The organism is Paenarthrobacter histidinolovorans, from assembly GCF_014647595.1.
Lineage (GTDB): Bacteria > Actinomycetota > Actinomycetes > Actinomycetales > Micrococcaceae > Arthrobacter > Arthrobacter histidinolovorans.
This window is the reverse complement of sequence record NZ_BMPM01000002.1, coordinates 471,119-486,218: the sequence shown is the minus strand read 5'-3', so window position 1 is coordinate 486,218 and position 15,100 is coordinate 471,119. Positions and strand designations below refer to the sequence as shown.

Here is a 15,100-nt window from a genome sequence, read left to right as displayed (position 1 = left end):
GACCTACTCGGGTGAGTTACGCAGCCAACCGCCGACGGATCCACGCGGAGAACTGGTCCACCACGACGATCAGCACCAGCACGATCAGGATGTGCGTCAGCATGGAATCGAACTGGAACGACTTGATGGACTGGTTGATCAGGAGCCCGATGCCACCGGCGCCCACCAGGCCAAGGACCAGCGAGGACCGCACGTTCACGTCGAAGCGGTACAGCAGCAGGCCCACGAATTGCGGGATCACCATGGGCAGCGTGGCGTTGGCAACCTGCTGGATCCGGTTGGCCCCGGCGGTCCGGAGTGCCTCCTGCGGCCCGGCGTCGATCTCCTCCATGGACTCGGCCCACAGTTTTCCCATGACACCGGTGTTGTGGCAGATCAACGCGAGGACGCCCGCGAACGGGCCAAGCCCCACAGCGGTGACAAAGATCAGGGCGAACACGATGTCCGGAACCGCCCTGAAAAAGGACAACACGGCCCGCGCAGCCTGGTAGACCGACGGATGCGGACTGGTGTTCCGGGCCGCAAGCGCCGCCAGAAGAAGGGCGAACGGCACCGAGAACGTGGTGCCGAGCAGGCCAATCCAGAGGGTCACCAGCGTCGCTTCAAGCCCCGGCTTCAGCGTCCGTTCCCAACTCAGGTCCGGCGGAAAGGCATCAGCGGTGAACGCCGCCATGCCTTTCCAACCGTCCACCAGCAGTTCGGGTTTGAAGCCCGTGCCCTGGATGGCCACAGCGTGAAGGCCGACGACGACGGCCGCCACTGCCGCCGTCGTGATCCACCGCAGGGGCTTCTTCGGACGGACCAGTGCCACGCGGCTTTTGCTCGTCGGGTCCCGGCGCGCGGCAACGGGGGTCAAGGTATGGGGTGTCATGCTGCAAGGTTCCTGTCCGGGGCATACAACGCGTTGAGGTGTTCGGCGGTGACTTCCGTGGAGGGAAGGTCGAAGCTCATGGAGCCGTGAAGCAGTCCGATGGACCTGTCCGCGTAGCGCAGTGCCAGGTCCGGCTGGTGGAGCACGGCCGCGACGGCAATACGTTCGGAATGGGCGAGTTCACGCAGCAGCGCCATGACCTGTTCGGCGGCGTGCGGGTCCAAAGCGGAGACCGGCTCGTCAGCGAGTACGACGTCGGCCCGCTGGCACAGTGCCCGGGCTACGGCCACGCGCTGCTGCTGTCCGCCGGAGAGTCTGCCGACGCGGTCGAAGGCGCGGTCTGCCAGGCCAACGCGGTCCAGGCAGTCGAGAGCTTCCTGCTGGACTTCCGCCGGGAACAGCAGGGGAGTAAGCGAGCGCACCGTGGGGATGCGTGCAAGGGCACCGGCGCAGACGTTGTCCAGGGCTGTGCGGCGCGGGACCAAATGGATCTTCTGGAAGATCATGGCCATACGTTGCCGTGCCTGCTGGAGTTCTCGGCCCTGGAGACGGTCAAGTGCGGTGCCGGCAATGCTGATGGTTCCGGCATCGGGAGCGGTGATGCCCATGACGCAGCGCAGCGTGGTGGACTTTCCCGAGCCGTTGGCGCCGAGGAAGGCAACGAGTTCACCGGGGGAAACGGAGAAGTCGACACCCTGCAGGACGGTCCTGCCGTTGAAGGCTTTACTCAGCCCCTGGACGGAGAGCGGCATTACAGGTCCTTCTCCGTGAGGTTCATGGTCCTGGCGAGCTCGAACAGGGGTGCGTAGTTGTCCTTGGTGACCTCGAGCAGCGGGCCCGGAGGGGTGACGTCAAGGAACTCGCCTACTTTGGCAACGTCAGTGGGCTCCAGCGAAAGGAACGCCTCCTTGACGGCTTGTTTGAAGGCCGGGTCGGCGTCGCCACGGACGGTGATGGGATCGTTCGGGATGGGGTTGGAGGTCCACACTTGGCGGAAATCGTCCTTCTTGAACGTCCCCGCGGCGATTGCTGTGGCCAGAGTCTGCGAGTTGATCTCTGCCGCGTCCACCTTGCCGTTGGTCAGGGCCAGGAGTGCCTCCGGGTGGCCGCCGGTGTAGTCCATTGTGAGATCGGCGTCAGCGATACCGGCTTCACGGAGTCCGAAGCGGGGCAGGACATCGCCGCTGGTGGAGCCGACGCTGCCCAGGGCCAGGGACTTGCCCTTGAGATCGCCAATGGCCTGGATGGGGCTGTCCTTCGGTACCCAGATCCCCGCTGTGTAGCTGCTGAGTTCCTTCCCTGCGGTGCCGAATGAAACCAGCGGTTCGGCACCTGCCTTGGCGTCTGCGAACACGTAGCCCAGGGGGCCGAACTGCCCAAGGTCCAGCTTGCCGTTGCGCATGGCGAGGACTTCGGCTGCGTAGTCTTCCACAACCTGGACACTGACCGGGCAGTCGAGCTTCCTGGACAGGGCCGCAGCCAGGACATCGTAGGCGGGCTTGAGCTTGGCCGGGTCCTCGTAAGGCTCGATGCCGAACTTGATCCCGCCGTTGGGGCAGGTGGCCGAGGCGGTTTCAGCGGAGCCGGCGGACTGGGCCGGACCGCCACATGCCGTCAATGCCAGGGCGGTGGCGAGGGCAAGCGCGGAACCGGTGAAGAGCGTGGTTTTCATGGGAATCCTTATGCGAAGGGGGATGGGGAAGGAGTCAGTACAGGCGTGAAATGTTGCGGTGGGCCAGGCCGAAGGACAGGGTCATGCCAACTCCGGAGGTCACGGAGACCACTGTGACGCCGGGCTGGACGTCGCGGACCAGAATGGGGGCCACATCAGAGGATGCATAGATGCCTTGCCAGCGCTGGATGATCTCGAGGGGCCGGCCGATCCGGGCGGCGATTTCGGTATTGAGCGTGGTGGTCACCGACTCGTCAAGGAACGGATCCGCTGTGCGGTGGTAGTGGTGGGAGTCGCCCATGATGACAGTGCCGTCCGGGCGCTGGGTGAACATGACATTGGCGCCGATGTCCAGCAGTTCGGGTTGCTTGGCTTCCACCTCGGAGCGCAGGGCCTCCGCCGCGGGCATGTCGGTGAAAGCGGGATAGCGGAGCATGGATGTTGCGGTCAGGACGGCCGGTGCGAAGTTGAGGCCGGCCGGCTTTGCAGCCAGCGACATCTGGAGCGCGCACCGTTGGATCCGGTGCTCGGCAGCCAGGTCCGGGAAGAGGTAGTCGACGTCGTGGCCGACGCACACGAACACCTGCTTCGCCTGCAGTGTGCCGCGGGAGGTTTGCACGGTCACGCCCTCCGGCGATTGGCTGAAGCCACGTGCCGCGGTGTTCCAAAGAAGTTCGACGCCGGGCTGCCGCCCCAGCCACTCGGCCAACCTTGCCACAGTGCTACGGGGGTCGACACGGAGGTCGTCCCGGAGGAAGCCACCGCCGACGATGCCGGGCCAAGCACCTTGGCGGGTGCCGTCGTCGTGCAGTCCAGCCTCAGCGGAACCTAAACGCTGCCGTGTGCCGGCGGGGGAGAGCAGATCCACTTGGCCAGGCTCGCGGGCTTCGGAGAGTTCGCGCAGGACGGCCATCTCGGCATCCGTGCGGGCGAGGACCACTGCGCCGGATTCGGCGGCCCAGAAACCTGCCCGCTCGGCGAACTCGAGCCAGTACTTCCGCGACGTCTGGGCGAGTTGGTAGAGCTCGCCGGACTGCGCCGTGATGCAGCAGTGGCCGAAGTTGCGGACGGAGGCGCCCACGGCGTGGTGGTCGCGCTCGATGATGGTAACTGTCAGGCCGTTGGCCACAGCATGGGCGGCGTGGGCCAGGCCGATAATGCCGGCACCGACGATGATGACGTCGGCAGTCCGGATGTTGTGGTCGGTAGCTGCGATGGGGGTCCTTGCGTTGTTCACACTATTGACCTTGGTGGCCCGTTGAGAGGGAATCAAGCCAGATTGGCGCTTGTATATACAAGTTAATCAGAATTTAACCTCCGTTCACCTTTGTTCACGTCAGATTCATGCTGAGTGCCGCAAAGGAGGCCTTTTGGGTTCCGGCAACTTGTATTATCAACTGGTGAGCAATCAGCAGAACGCACCCCTCCATGTCCGGCTCAGTGAGGAATTCATGCGCCGTATCACCGACGGTGAATGGCCGCCCGGCTTCCAACTGCCAAGCGAGGCGGAGCTGTGCCGGGAATTCGGTACCTCCCGCGGACCGATCCGCCAGGCGCTCGCCTTCCTCCGTTCCGAGGGTGCTGTAACCGGCGGCCGGGGCCGACCACCCATGGTGCGTTCGTCCGTGCCCTCCCAATCCTTCTCCACGTTCAACTCGTTCACCGAATGGGCGCTGGGGATCGGCAAGAAGCCGGGCCAGCGAACCCTGGAGGTGGCGCGACGCGAAGCAAGTCCGGAAGCTGCAGAAGCGCTGGGGCTGGTGCCGGGAACCACCGTTGTGGAAGTGCTGCGGGTCCGCTATCTGGATGAAGCTCCGGCCATGATTGAGCGCACCACGTTCGTCCTGGACGTGGGCCGGAAACTGTTCGACTTCGACACCGATTCCGGATCCATCTTCGCGTTCCTCAAAGAACAGGGCGTGGACCTGCACAGCGCCCGCCACACCATTGACGCCGTAGCGGCCAGCGACGAGGACGCCGAACTCCTGGCGCAACCCGAAGGAATCCCACTCCTGCGTGAACGCCGCATCACCCGATCCGGTGACGGTCAACCCCTTGAATACTCCGAGGACCGTTACCTGCCGGCCCTGACCAACTTCACCATCGACAACACCGTGGAGCGCAGGGCCGCCCTGGTCCGCATCCACACCGAAGGAGCCACCCCATGATCAAGCTTGTAGCCTGCGATATGGCCGGAACTACCATTGACGAACACGGCGACGTTTATGTTGCCCTGGCCCGCTGCGTCGAGGAAACCGGAGTCGCCACAACCCCCGAGGCCGTCCAGGAGTGGATGGGCGCGGACAAAGTGGAGGCCATTACGGCCCTCATCCAAGCCGGGGGAGGAACGGCCACGCCGGACGCCGTGACGGCCGCGTTTACGAGGTTCAAGGAACTCCTTGTCGAGTTTTACGATGCCAATCCGCCTGTCCCCCTGGAAGGAGTCGAAGACGCGTTCCGCGAACTGCGCCGCCACGGCATCAAGGTGGCCCTGACGACAGGCTTTTCACGCGACGTCGCCGAGCCCCTGCTCGAGCGGCTGGGATGGAGCGTCGGAGACGATAACCTGTTGGACGCCGTCGTGTGCTCCGACGAAGTAGCTGCCGGCCGACCTGCGCCGTACATGATCCACCGCGCCATGGAACTGACAGGGGTGGAGGATGTCCGTGCCGTCATCGCTGCGGGCGACACCGTGAACGACCTCGCGGCCGCCAACAACGCAGGCGTTACCGCTGTCGGCGTCCTGACCGGAAAGCTGGGCCGCGAAGACCTGGCTGCGCACCCGCACCACCACATCCTGGCCGGCGTGAAGGACATCCCGGCGCTGCTTTCCCGGGTCCTCTTGGCCAGGTAGCCAGCATCCGGGCGTTTGGCTGGGAACGCTTGGCATGGAAGATTGGAATCCGTGAAATTCCTTCACCCCTCACCCCAGTCCTCCGCCCGCGGCGTCACCATCCTGCGCGTGGTCTTCGGCGCGCTCGTCATGGTTCACGGCTTCCAGAAGCTCATGGCCGGCCACGCCGCCTTTGCAGCGTCCGTTGCCGCCATGGGTGTGCAGAAACCGGAGGTGGTCGCGTGGCTGGTGATCGCCGGGGAGCTAGGACTGGGCCTGTTGCTGGTCCTCGGAGCGCTGACCCGCGTGGCCGGATTCCTCTCCGCCATCATGTTCGCCAGCATCTGGTTCGTCACGGAAGCGGGCAAGCCCCTGCTCACGGACAAGGCGGGTGTGACAGCGGAGCTCCTCATCATTTACTTCGCCGTGTCCGTGGCATTCGTCTTCCTGGGCTCCGGTGCCTTCTCGCTGGACCGCAAACTGGCCAGGCAGCCAGGGCGCCGGTGATTAACCCGGCCGGGTTAAATCTCCCAGCTAACGGGCGTCATTGGGATACCGGACACCCAACTGTGAGCGCACGCCATCGAAGAGCCGCATCACGTTAATTGAGTCCTCCAGCGGCATCACCGGGCTCTCCGTGAGGCCCTGCTGAACGCAGCGTGTCACCTCGCGCAGTTCATAGGTGTAGCCGATGCCCACGACGTCGAAGTGTTCGTGGCGGGGCTCGTCCCAGCCAACCCTGACCAGCAGCTCACGCGGATTGTTCACGGAACCCACTGTCTGCAGGTACCCAAGTCCACCGGCCACGGTTGCCGTCCGTGGCCCATGCGCCATCAGGGATGACGTCAATTGCGCCTGGGCACCCGTGTCATAGCCCAGGGTCAGGGCATTCTGCGTGTCAACACCGTCATCGTTCAACGATCCGATGGCCGTGACGGACTGCGGGAAGCCCAGCGTCCCCAAGGCCCACAGCAAGGGATAGACGCTGATGTCCAGGAGCGCTCCGCCGCCGTCGTTCAGGGCCCACAGGCGGGCGGAAGGATCGTACGGTGCCGGGAATCCGAGGTCCGCGGCAACCCACTGGATTTGCCCCAGCTCACCGGATGCTGCGATCTCGAAAGCCCGCTGCATGCTCGGCAGGAACCGGCTCCACACCGCCTCCATGAAGAACACGTTGTGCTCACGCGCGATCGTCACCAGTTCTTTGGCCTCACGGGCATTGATGGTCAGGGCCTTCTCACAAAGGACATGCTTTCCGGCCCGCAACGCTGCAGAGGCGATCTGAAAGTGCTGGGCGTGGGGTGTTGCCACGTAGACCACGTCCACCGCAGGATCCTCGAACAGACGCTGGTAGCCGGGAACACCGGCGTCGTCCCCGTAGGCCTTGGCGAAACCCAACGAGCGCGCGAAGGCATCCGCGGCAGCCTGGGTGCGGGAGCTCACGGCGTAAAGTTCAGCGTCTTCCAGCAGGGCCAGATCCTGGGACACGCTGTTGGCGATGTTGCCCGTGGACACCACGCCCCACCGTAAAGGCCTCCCTGTTGCAGCTCGGGGATCCTGGTTGTCCTGGGTTGTGAGCCACGGCACGGCAATAGGAAGAGTCATGCCAGCCATCCTCTCAGAAGCTGTTGAGTCCGCGCACGCCACCCTGGGTGTCGTACCTGCGGTGGTGATTGTCCTGTGCCCAGGGCTTGCCTTGGTCGCCCCCGGATCTCGATGAGGACCCGACACAGTAAGCATTCTGTCGGTCATGGCAAATGCCCGGCTCCTGCAAACACTTGGCCTAGGCTGAGGCAATCATCCCTCGCAGAGGTTCTGTGGGGAGTTACCGAAATGGAGCAGGGATGGGTATTTTTCGGCGCGTCATTTTGCCTTTTGCCTGGTTGTTGGTTTTCGCGGTGATCGCGGTGGCTTTGGTCAAGATGGCTTTCGTGGATGGCCTGAAGCCCACCGGTTCGGAGCCTGCACCGCTGGCCCAAGTGGATATTCCCGTCGTCCCCGCCACCCGGGCCACCGTCACCAACACCGTGCAGATCAAAGGCACTGTCCAAAGCGACGCGGCCGAACCTGTCCGCAGCACATCCGCCGGGAAAGTCGTACAGGTTTTTGTTCAACAGGGAGCCCCCGTAGCCAAGGGTGACGCCCTTTTCCAAGTGAAGGCTGAGCGCGCAGTCGCCGCCGCCCAGACATCCCAGGAAGGGCCCGTAACCGCACCCAAGCCGGTGTACGACTACTTCGACATCCTGGCTCCGCGCGACGGCACCCTGCAGCAGTTGACGACGCTCGTGGACCAGCAGGTCACCGTGGGAGAGTCCGTGGGCAAGGTCGATCCCGGCTCGTACACCGTCTCCGGCCCGGTTACTGCCGACCAGCAGTACCGCCTCCTGGGCAAGCCCGGTCCCGCAGAAATCGCCCTGGTGGGCGGACCTGCGCCGTTCCAATGCGCCGAAGTGAAACTCAAGAACAACGCATTCGACGACGCCGGAACCTCCTCGGGCGGTTTGGCCGCCACGGGCGGCGGTGCGGGCATGGGCGTGGGTGGTGCGATCGCTGGACCCGGTGGCGGTTCAGGGACACCATCGGACGCGGGCGGAACCCCGACGGGAACCATCAGTTGCGCGGTCCCCAAGGACCAGCAGGTATTCGCCGGTCTCGGTGCCACGATGACCGTCAGCGCGGGCGTCTCGCCCAATGTTGTGACGGTCCCGCTGACGTCGGTGAAGGGCAGCGTGAAGGACGGGATTGTGTGGGTTGCGGCCCCTGGAGGATCAGGTGTCGCTCCCGAGCAGCGTAAAGTCCAGCTTGGATTGAACGATGGCAACGTCGTGGAAGTCATGTCCGGCTTGACCGAGGGCGAGCAGGTCCTCGAGTTCGTGCCCGGCGCTCCGGCTGTCCAAGGCCCGATGATGGGTCCCGGGCAGGGAACCTACATTCCGGCGGGCTAGGGATGGACACCTCCAATTCACAAGAGACATTGGTCAGCCTCCGCTCGGTCACCCGATCGGTGACGCTGCCGGATGAAAAGCAACTGCACATTCTTCGCGGCATCGACCTTGAGGTGCTGAGCGGTGACCACATAGCCATCGTTGGCCGTTCAGGCTGCGGTAAGTCGACCCTGCTCAACCTGCTCGGTCTGCTGGATGTCCCGACGTCCGGCGAACTCGAATTCATGGGCCAGCCGGCGCAACGGCTCAGCAGCAACGCGCGGGCCCGGCTGCGGGGTTCGACGGTGGGTTTTGTCTTCCAGCAATTCAACCTGTTGCCGGGCCGGAGCGCCTTGGACAATGTCATTACTCCGCTCTTCTACGCCAAAGGCAAGGACTTCTGGCGTCGCCGCGAGCTCGCCATGGACATGTTGGACCGCGTTGGGCTGTCCGCCCGGGCGAACACGATGCCCAACATGCTCTCCGGTGGTGAGCAGCAACGGGTAGCGATCGCCCGCGCCCTGGTTCGCCGGCCCAGGCTGATCCTCGCCGATGAGCCAACCGGTGCCCTGGACGTGGAGACCGGCCAGGCAGTCATGGCATTGCTCGATACCGTGGCCACGGAAACAGCTGCCGCCTTGGTCACCATCACGCACGACACCAACGTGGCGGCCCTGGCCCGCGCCTGCTACCGGCTCGATTCCGGGGTATTGAGCCCGTTGGCCCGCGCGGAAGCGGGAGCCCACTCATGACCAGCATCATTTCCACGCTCGTGGAGGCCTGGCAGGAACTCCGCATCAACAAGGTGCGTATCCTCCTTGCCCTCCTTGGAGTAGCCCTGTCCGTAGCTGCGCTGACATCCGTAGTGGGCCTCGGCAGCCTCGTCCGCGAAGGAATCAAAGCGCAGTCCGAACGGGACGGAGGGCGGGTGGCCACTTTGACCTTGAGCGTCAACGGCCCCTCCACCCCGGATGCGGAAAAACTGGAGAAAGCCTACGAAGGCATCCAGCAGCGGTACGGCATCACAACGTCCACCCATGTGGGCCGCACCCAGGCCGGCTTCCAATTTCCGCGGGGCGTAACAGCCGTGAACATGACCATCGTGGACATTGGCTACGGCATCATCCACCGCGTACCGCTCACTCAAGGAACCTGGTTCGCCGCCGACGACGAGCAAAGGCTCGCACCCGCCGTCGTCGTCTCCGAAGCTTTTTACAACCAAGCGGGCAGGCCCAACCTGGCTACCAATCCCAGAGTCAGCATCCCAGGGGACCAACCGGCAACTGCGTTGATCATCGGCGTCGTGCCTGACACTTACCCGGACACCCCGCCTGCCGCGTTCATCCTCACCAAAGCCGCCGCCATGACCGGTATGAAACCAGACATGACCGAGTTCAAACTCTGGGTAGGGGAGGAGCAGGCCAACGCCCTGACGGCCGCCATCACAGCGGACCTGCAAAGCCAGTTCCCGGGATACTACGCCCAAGCCCAACGCGTGGACTTCGCCGCGTGGGGAGATCCGCTGGGACCTGCCCAGTGGATTGTCGGCGGTGTAGCGGGGCTGGTGCTCCTGCTCGGGGCCGTGGGAATGCTCAACATCTCCATGGTCACGGTGCGTTACCGCGTTCGGGAGATCGGTATCCGCCGCAGCTTCGGTGCCACCGCCGGACGCATTTTTGTGGGCGTCATGATGGAATCCGTGGTGGCCACGGCGGTCGCCGGCCTGGCAGGGGTCATGCTCGCCGTCGCCGTCGTCAAGAACCCTTGGATTGAGTCAAAGGTGGCACCGGGGCTGACGGAGTTTCCCGCGTTCCCCATCGAAGCCGCGCTCCTTGGATTCGGTGCGGCCGTCCTTGTGGGCGCACTCGCCGGAGCCATTCCAGCGCTCGTGGCGGTGCGCGTCAAGGTCATCGACGCGATCCGGTTCTGACCTCCTCAGTGAGCTTGCCCTGCTGCAGACGGAAGCAGCGTTCGGTCTTCTGAGCCAAGCTCCGGTCGTGCGTGACCACCAGGATGGTGGTGTTGTGGTCGCGGCTCAGGGAGCTCAGGAGCTCGATGATGTGCTCGCCGGTCTGCTCATCCAGGTTTCCGGTGGGCTCATCGGCCAGGATCAGCTTGGGCTCGTTGGCCAGCGCCCGGGCAATCGCCACACGCTGCTGCTCTCCACCGGACAGCCGGTTAACCCGACGTGACTGCTTCTCCGGGTCCAACTGAACCTGCTCCAGCAACTCTTTGGCCCGCTTCAGCCTTGCCGCCTTGCGGATCCCGGCGAACTCCATGGGCAGCATGACATTGTCCACGGCGCTGAGGTTGGGGATCAGGTTGAACTGCTGGAAAACGAAACCGATATCCCGGCGGCGGTACTCGGTCAGCTTGCCGTCCGGCAGCCCCGCCAGGCTGACGCCATCCACGACGACGTCCCCTGAGGTGGGCTTGTCCAGCGCACCCAGCAGGGACAACAGTGTGCTCTTGCCGCTGCCGCTCTTGCCCACGATGGAGGACAACGAACCCTTTTCGAGTTCGAAGCTCACCCCGTTGACTGGCTTGATGGTCCGGTCACCGGACTTGAACTGACGGACCAGGTCCTTGACTTCAATCACGGCTATTCTCCTCGGAGTACTTCGATGGGACGGATACGGGCCGTCAGCAGTGCCGGAACCAGCGCACCGATGATGGCGACGGCGAACACCGCGGCGATGCCTGCCGCGAGGACGCCCGGGGAGAGGCTCGCGGTGACGGAGGTCAGCAATTGTGATGCCCCACCAAACGGACCGCCTTGACCGCCGCCAGGGAAGCCGCCGCCTCCGGGAACAGCGCCGTTCGGCACGGCACCGGCCAGGCCACCACCCCGCTGGGTGGTGGGGGCCGCCGTCGTGCTGGTATTTGAACTGATCAACGCGGAAGCGATGCCGCCGCTGGCAAACGAAGCAATCACCGCGCCCACCACGCTGCCCAAGGCAACGAGGACCAGGGACTCGAGGACAAACTGCAGGCCGATGGTGCGGTTGGGGGCGCCGATCGCTTTCAGCACGCCGATTTCGCGGCGGCGCTCACGGACCAGCATCACCATGATGAGCAGGATGATGATCCCGGCCGTCGCCAGGGCCGCAATGAAGGCGACCAGGGAAATGTTCTTCACGCTGTCCAGCGAACTGACGGCGGTCTCGAGGTTCCGCTGGCCCTGGGTGACGTCGGCTTTGTCCGCGCCAAGCGCCGACTGGACAGCCGTCTTGGTGCTGTCCACGTTCTCCATGCTGTTGACCGTGACGATCATGCTGGAAAGCTCGTCCGGTGTAGCCGCCAGGGTCTGGGCTTCGGGGAGCGTCATATAGACGGCGTTGTTGCCGAATGCGGTCCCGGCGTCGAAGATGCCGGTCACTGTGAACGTCTTGTCCTGGACGGTGAAGGTGGACCCGACACTCAGGCTGTTCTTCTCAGCCAAGGACGTGCCCACCAGGGCCTTGCCAGTAGCCGTGTTGTAGTCGCCCAGGCCGGTACCGCTGGTGATGTTCAGCGCCTTGCCGGTACTGTCCACCTCGGCGCCGATGCCGGTTGCCGTGATGGGAAGGGCACGGGCGGGCAGATTGGAGGTTCCTGTGTTTCCAGTGGTTCCGGAATTGCCGCTCGCGTTGTTGCGGTTGCCCAAGGTGCCGGCGTCGATGGCAGCTACCAGGCTGGTGCTGACTGTTGCCTGCTGGCCGCCAGGGCCGAACCCTCCGCCAGGGCCAGCCTGCTGCGTGGTCCCCGTGGTTCCTGTCGTAGCAGTCTGAAGGCGCAAGGCTTTGGTTCCGACTACCGAGGTGACATTGGCGACCGAGGCCGCGGTCCCGGCTTCCGCCGTCGTAAGGGGTTCGCCGCCGCCTTCGAAACCTTGCCCGCCGGCCGGGTTGACCGTCAGGGTGGTGCCTACCGAGGCATTGAGCTCCTGCACCTTGGCCCCCACTGCCTGGTTCGCCACAAGCATGGCCAAAGCCAGCCCGATTGCCACAGCGAGGACGGCAACCACCGCCGCTGTTCTGATTTTGTTGCGGAAGGCATTGCCTACGCTTCGGGCAAGGACGCTCACGTTTCTCCTCTGGACCTGCAGGTTCATTGCCCACGGGACGCGGGCTGCAGGTCCAACATTGCTGAGCGCTGCTGTGCGGCACACCAGCCGAGGCTATGCGTGGGCTGTGAAAGCCAGTGGTATGAATTCTGCTGAATCATTTGGTGGTAGCCGTCCGCGTCCCCTGTGATTCCGAGCTAAGGAAGCAGGCGCCACAGGAATGATTCAGCAGAATGTGGCAGCAGGAAGCCCCGGCCCGCCTGCTGGCGGACCGGGGCTTCCTGTAGTGCTACTAAGGGGTGCTACTTGGTGATCGGGCCCAATACCGGATCGTCGACGTAAGCCGTCTTGACGTTCTCCTTGGTCACGATCTGAGGCGGCAGGAGGAAGGCCGGAACCGTCTTCACGCCGTTGTTGTAGGAGTCCTTGTCGTTGATCTCCAGCTGCTTGCCTGCCTGGAGGTCCTTCACCATGGTGATGGCGTGCTCAACGAGCTTGCGGGTGTCCTTATTGATGGTGGAGTACTGCTCGCCAGCCATGATCGACTTGACGGACTCAACCTCGGAGTCCTGGCCGGTGACAACCGGGAGCGGCTTGCCTGCGGCCTTGACGGAGGTCAGAACTGCACGGGCCAGGGTGTCGTTCGGGGAGAGAACGCCGTCCAGTGAAGCGGTGCCGTAGCTGCCGGTGAGCAGCGTGTCGGCGCGACGCTGGGCGTTTTCTGCCTTCCAACCCTGGGTAACAGCCTGCTCGAACGAGGTCTGGCCGGACAGGACCTTGAGGGTACCGTCGTCGATCTTCGGCTTCAGGACGCTCATGGCGCCGTCGAAGAAGACCTTGGCGTTGGCGTCATCCGGGGAACCGGCGAAGAGCTCGATGTTGTACGGGCCGGAAGGCTTCTTGGCCTTCAGTCCGTCCAGCAGCGCCTGGCCCTGCAGGACACCGACCTTGAAGTTGTCGTACGCCACGTAGTAGTCCACGTTGTCCGTGTTCAGGAGAAGACGGTCGTAGGCGATAACGGTAGCGCCGGAGTCCTTGGCCTGCTGGAGCTGCGTACCCAGCTGGGCGCCGTCGATGGCTCCCACGATGATGACCTTGGCACCCTTGGTGACCATGGCGCTGATCTGGTTCTGCTGCTCGGACACGCCGCCGTTGGCGAACTGGACGTCGGCCTTGAAGCCGGCGCCGCTGAGGCCATCGTTGAACAGCTTCTCCGCGAGGACCCAGTTTTCACTGGTCTTCTGCGGAAGTGCGACGCCGATCAAAGAGTCCTTGGGGAACGCTTCCCCGCCTGCTGTGCTGCTGCTTGAGCCGCTGTCAGTGCGGCCGCAGGCTGTCAGCGCCAGTGCCGCGATGGCAGCGACTGCTGCTGCCTTTCCTGCTTTACCAAACATTCGCATATCTTGGTTCACTTTCTGTGTGGGTGGGGTGGAGCGAGTCTGCGGAAACCGGTCAGGCTTCCTTGGAGATGACCTCTTTGGTGGAGGTGGTTTCGTCGGGCTTGATCTCGTTGTTGTTGCGCTGGAAGTTCTTCAGCAGCAGGCCAGTGATGGAGCGCTTGCCCTGGGACTTGTTGTAGACATCGAAGGCAACGGCTGCCAGGAGCACCAGGCCCTTGATGATCTGGGTGAGGTCGGCGCCGACGCCCAGGAGCTGCAGGCCGTTGTTGAGCACAGCCATGACAAGGCCACCAACGATCGAGCCGATCACGGTACCGACGCCACCGGTAACGGCAGCGCCACCGATGAAGACGGCTGCAATTGCGTCCAGTTCCCAGCCGACACCGTCGAACGGGCCGGACGCGGTGGAGCGGCCAACAAAGATCATGCCGGCCAGGCCTGCCAGGACGGACATGTTCATCATGACCATGAAGTTGACCTTCTTGGACTGGACACCGGACAGCTCGGCTGCGTGGCGGTTGCCACCCACGGCGTAAACGTGGCGGCCAAGGACCGTCTTGTCCGCGATGAAGCCATAGATCAGGACCAGGACGGCGAGGATCAAACCGGGGATCGGGAAGGACGTTCCGGGGCGGCCGGTGGCGAACAGGTACGTGGCGTAAAGGATGGCACCGCAGATCAGGACCAGCTTGGTGACCTCAACCCAGAGCTCGGGAACGTCGGCGCCCAGTGCCTTGTTCGTGGCACGGGCACGCAGGGACATGATGACGACGAATGCTGCCGCCACGATGCCGAGGAGCAAGGTGAGGTTGTTGAAGCCGGTGTTCGGTCCGATCTCCGGAAGGTAGCCGGAGCCAAGGTACTGGAAGTCCTTGGAGACCGGGATGGTGTTGGACTTGCCCACGAACTGGTTGAAGCCGCGGAACAGGAGCATGCCGGCCAGCGTCACAATGAACGCGGGTATGCCAACATACGCCACCCAGAACCCTTGCCAGGCACCGATCACGGCACCAAGGAGCAGGCCGAACAGGACGCCGGCCCACCAGGGGAGCCCCCAGTCACGCATTGCAAGGGCCACGAAGACGCCCACGAATGCTGCCACGGATCCCACGGAGAGGTCGATATGGCCGGCGATGATGACCAGGACCATGCCGATGGCCAGGATGAGGATGTAGGAGTTGCCGTTGAACAGGTTGATCACGTTGCCGGGCGTCAACGTGCGGCCGTCCGTGAAGATCTGGAAGAAGACGATAAGTGCCACCAGGGCGAAGATCATGCCGAACTGGCGGGTATTGCCACCAAATAGCTTCTTGAGCGCGTTCATTGTTTTGGTCCTTGTGTCAGGAAGGGGCGGG

General features: G+C 63.9%; 15 protein-coding genes. 6 read left to right on the top strand and 9 right to left on the bottom strand.

Annotated features, from left to right (window positions below):
* Nucleotides 1-16: 16 nt before the first annotated feature.
* The 4 genes from phnE to IEY62_RS06735 are packed head-to-tail and all read right to left on the bottom strand — an operon-like array spanning nucleotide 17 to nucleotide 3,780.
* Nucleotides 17-871 carry a phosphonate ABC transporter, permease protein PhnE gene (phnE, locus tag IEY62_RS06750; RefSeq protein ID WP_189015235.1) on the bottom strand — a complete coding sequence of 285 codons (855 nt, stop codon included), beginning with the start codon at nucleotides 869-871 and terminating at the stop codon, nucleotides 17-19.
* A complete protein-coding gene (locus IEY62_RS06745; RefSeq protein ID WP_189015233.1) occupies nucleotides 868-1,623 on the bottom strand; it encodes a phosphonate ABC transporter ATP-binding protein in 756 nt (251 codons plus the stop codon). Before IEY62_RS06745 ends, phnE begins: the two co-directional genes overlap by 4 nt.
* A complete protein-coding gene (locus tag IEY62_RS06740; protein ID WP_189015231.1) occupies nucleotides 1,623-2,543 on the bottom strand; it encodes a phosphate/phosphite/phosphonate ABC transporter substrate-binding protein in 921 nt (306 codons plus the stop codon). The genes IEY62_RS06745 and IEY62_RS06740 overlap by 1 nt, the downstream gene beginning before the upstream one ends.
* 34 nt (nucleotides 2,544-2,577) lie before the next feature.
* Nucleotides 2,578-3,780, bottom strand: coding sequence for a TIGR03364 family FAD-dependent oxidoreductase (locus tag IEY62_RS06735; protein WP_229785105.1), 1,203 nt, complete (start codon nucleotides 3,778-3,780; stop codon nucleotides 2,578-2,580).
* 163 nt (nucleotides 3,781-3,943) lie between these two features.
* On the opposite strand from IEY62_RS06735, the gene IEY62_RS06730 reads away from it, so the two are divergent.
* From IEY62_RS06730 to IEY62_RS06720, 3 genes are read left to right on the top strand one after another with little or no spacing between them, the layout of a single operon-like run.
* Nucleotides 3,944-4,711 (top strand): GntR family transcriptional regulator, encoded by a 768-nt coding sequence (locus tag IEY62_RS06730; RefSeq protein ID WP_189015227.1) that lies wholly within the window; start codon nucleotides 3,944-3,946, stop codon nucleotides 4,709-4,711.
* Nucleotides 4,708-5,397 (top strand): phosphonatase-like hydrolase, encoded by a 690-nt coding sequence (locus IEY62_RS06725; RefSeq protein ID WP_189015225.1) that lies wholly within the window; start codon nucleotides 4,708-4,710, stop codon nucleotides 5,395-5,397. Before IEY62_RS06730 ends, IEY62_RS06725 begins: the two co-directional genes overlap by 4 nt.
* 51 nt (nucleotides 5,398-5,448) lie before the next feature.
* A complete protein-coding gene (locus IEY62_RS06720; protein WP_189015216.1) occupies nucleotides 5,449-5,883 on the top strand; it encodes a DoxX family protein in 435 nt (144 codons plus the stop codon).
* A 27-nt stretch (nucleotides 5,884-5,910) separates the two neighbouring features.
* Here IEY62_RS06720 and IEY62_RS06715 read toward each other — a convergent pair whose 3' ends face one another.
* Nucleotides 5,911-6,981 (bottom strand): Gfo/Idh/MocA family protein, encoded by a 1,071-nt coding sequence (locus tag IEY62_RS06715; protein WP_189015214.1) that lies wholly within the window; start codon nucleotides 6,979-6,981, stop codon nucleotides 5,911-5,913.
* Nucleotides 6,982-7,220: 239 nt separating this feature from the next.
* Here IEY62_RS06715 and IEY62_RS06710 point away from each other — a divergent pair, with 239 nt between their 5' ends.
* From IEY62_RS06710 to IEY62_RS06700, 3 genes are read left to right on the top strand one after another with little or no spacing between them, the layout of a single operon-like run.
* Entirely contained in the window at nucleotides 7,221-8,321 is a 1,101-nt protein-coding gene (locus IEY62_RS06710) for an efflux RND transporter periplasmic adaptor subunit (protein WP_189015212.1), read from the top strand.
* 2 nt (nucleotides 8,322-8,323) lie between these two features.
* Nucleotides 8,324-9,052 carry an ABC transporter ATP-binding protein gene (locus IEY62_RS06705; protein WP_189015210.1) on the top strand — a complete coding sequence of 243 codons (729 nt, stop codon included), beginning with the start codon at nucleotides 8,324-8,326 and terminating at the stop codon, nucleotides 9,050-9,052.
* Entirely contained in the window at nucleotides 9,049-10,230 is a 1,182-nt protein-coding gene (locus IEY62_RS06700) for an ABC transporter permease (RefSeq protein ID WP_189015208.1), read from the top strand. Before IEY62_RS06705 ends, IEY62_RS06700 begins: the two co-directional genes overlap by 4 nt.
* On the opposite strand, the gene IEY62_RS06695 is transcribed toward IEY62_RS06700, so the two are convergent.
* From IEY62_RS06695 to mmsB, 4 genes are all read right to left on the bottom strand, one after another.
* Nucleotides 10,208-10,900, bottom strand: a complete 693-nt coding sequence (locus IEY62_RS06695; protein ID WP_189015206.1) for an ABC transporter ATP-binding protein — start codon at nucleotides 10,898-10,900, stop codon at nucleotides 10,208-10,210. The genes IEY62_RS06700 and IEY62_RS06695 overlap by 23 nt on opposite strands.
* A gap of 2 nt (nucleotides 10,901-10,902) precedes the next feature.
* On the bottom strand, nucleotides 10,903-12,366 hold the full coding sequence (locus IEY62_RS06690; protein ID WP_189015203.1) for an ABC transporter permease: 1,464 nt from the start codon (nucleotides 12,364-12,366) through the stop codon (nucleotides 10,903-10,905).
* Nucleotides 12,367-12,647: 281 nt separating this feature from the next.
* On the bottom strand, nucleotides 12,648-13,745 hold the full coding sequence (locus IEY62_RS06685; RefSeq protein ID WP_189015201.1) for a substrate-binding domain-containing protein: 1,098 nt from the start codon (nucleotides 13,743-13,745) through the stop codon (nucleotides 12,648-12,650).
* Between the two features lie 52 nt (nucleotides 13,746-13,797).
* Complete coding sequence (mmsB, locus tag IEY62_RS06680; RefSeq protein WP_189015199.1) at nucleotides 13,798-15,069, bottom strand: multiple monosaccharide ABC transporter permease; 1,272 nt, start codon at nucleotides 15,067-15,069, stop codon at nucleotides 13,798-13,800.
* Between the last annotated feature and the right edge of the window lie 31 nt (nucleotides 15,070-15,100).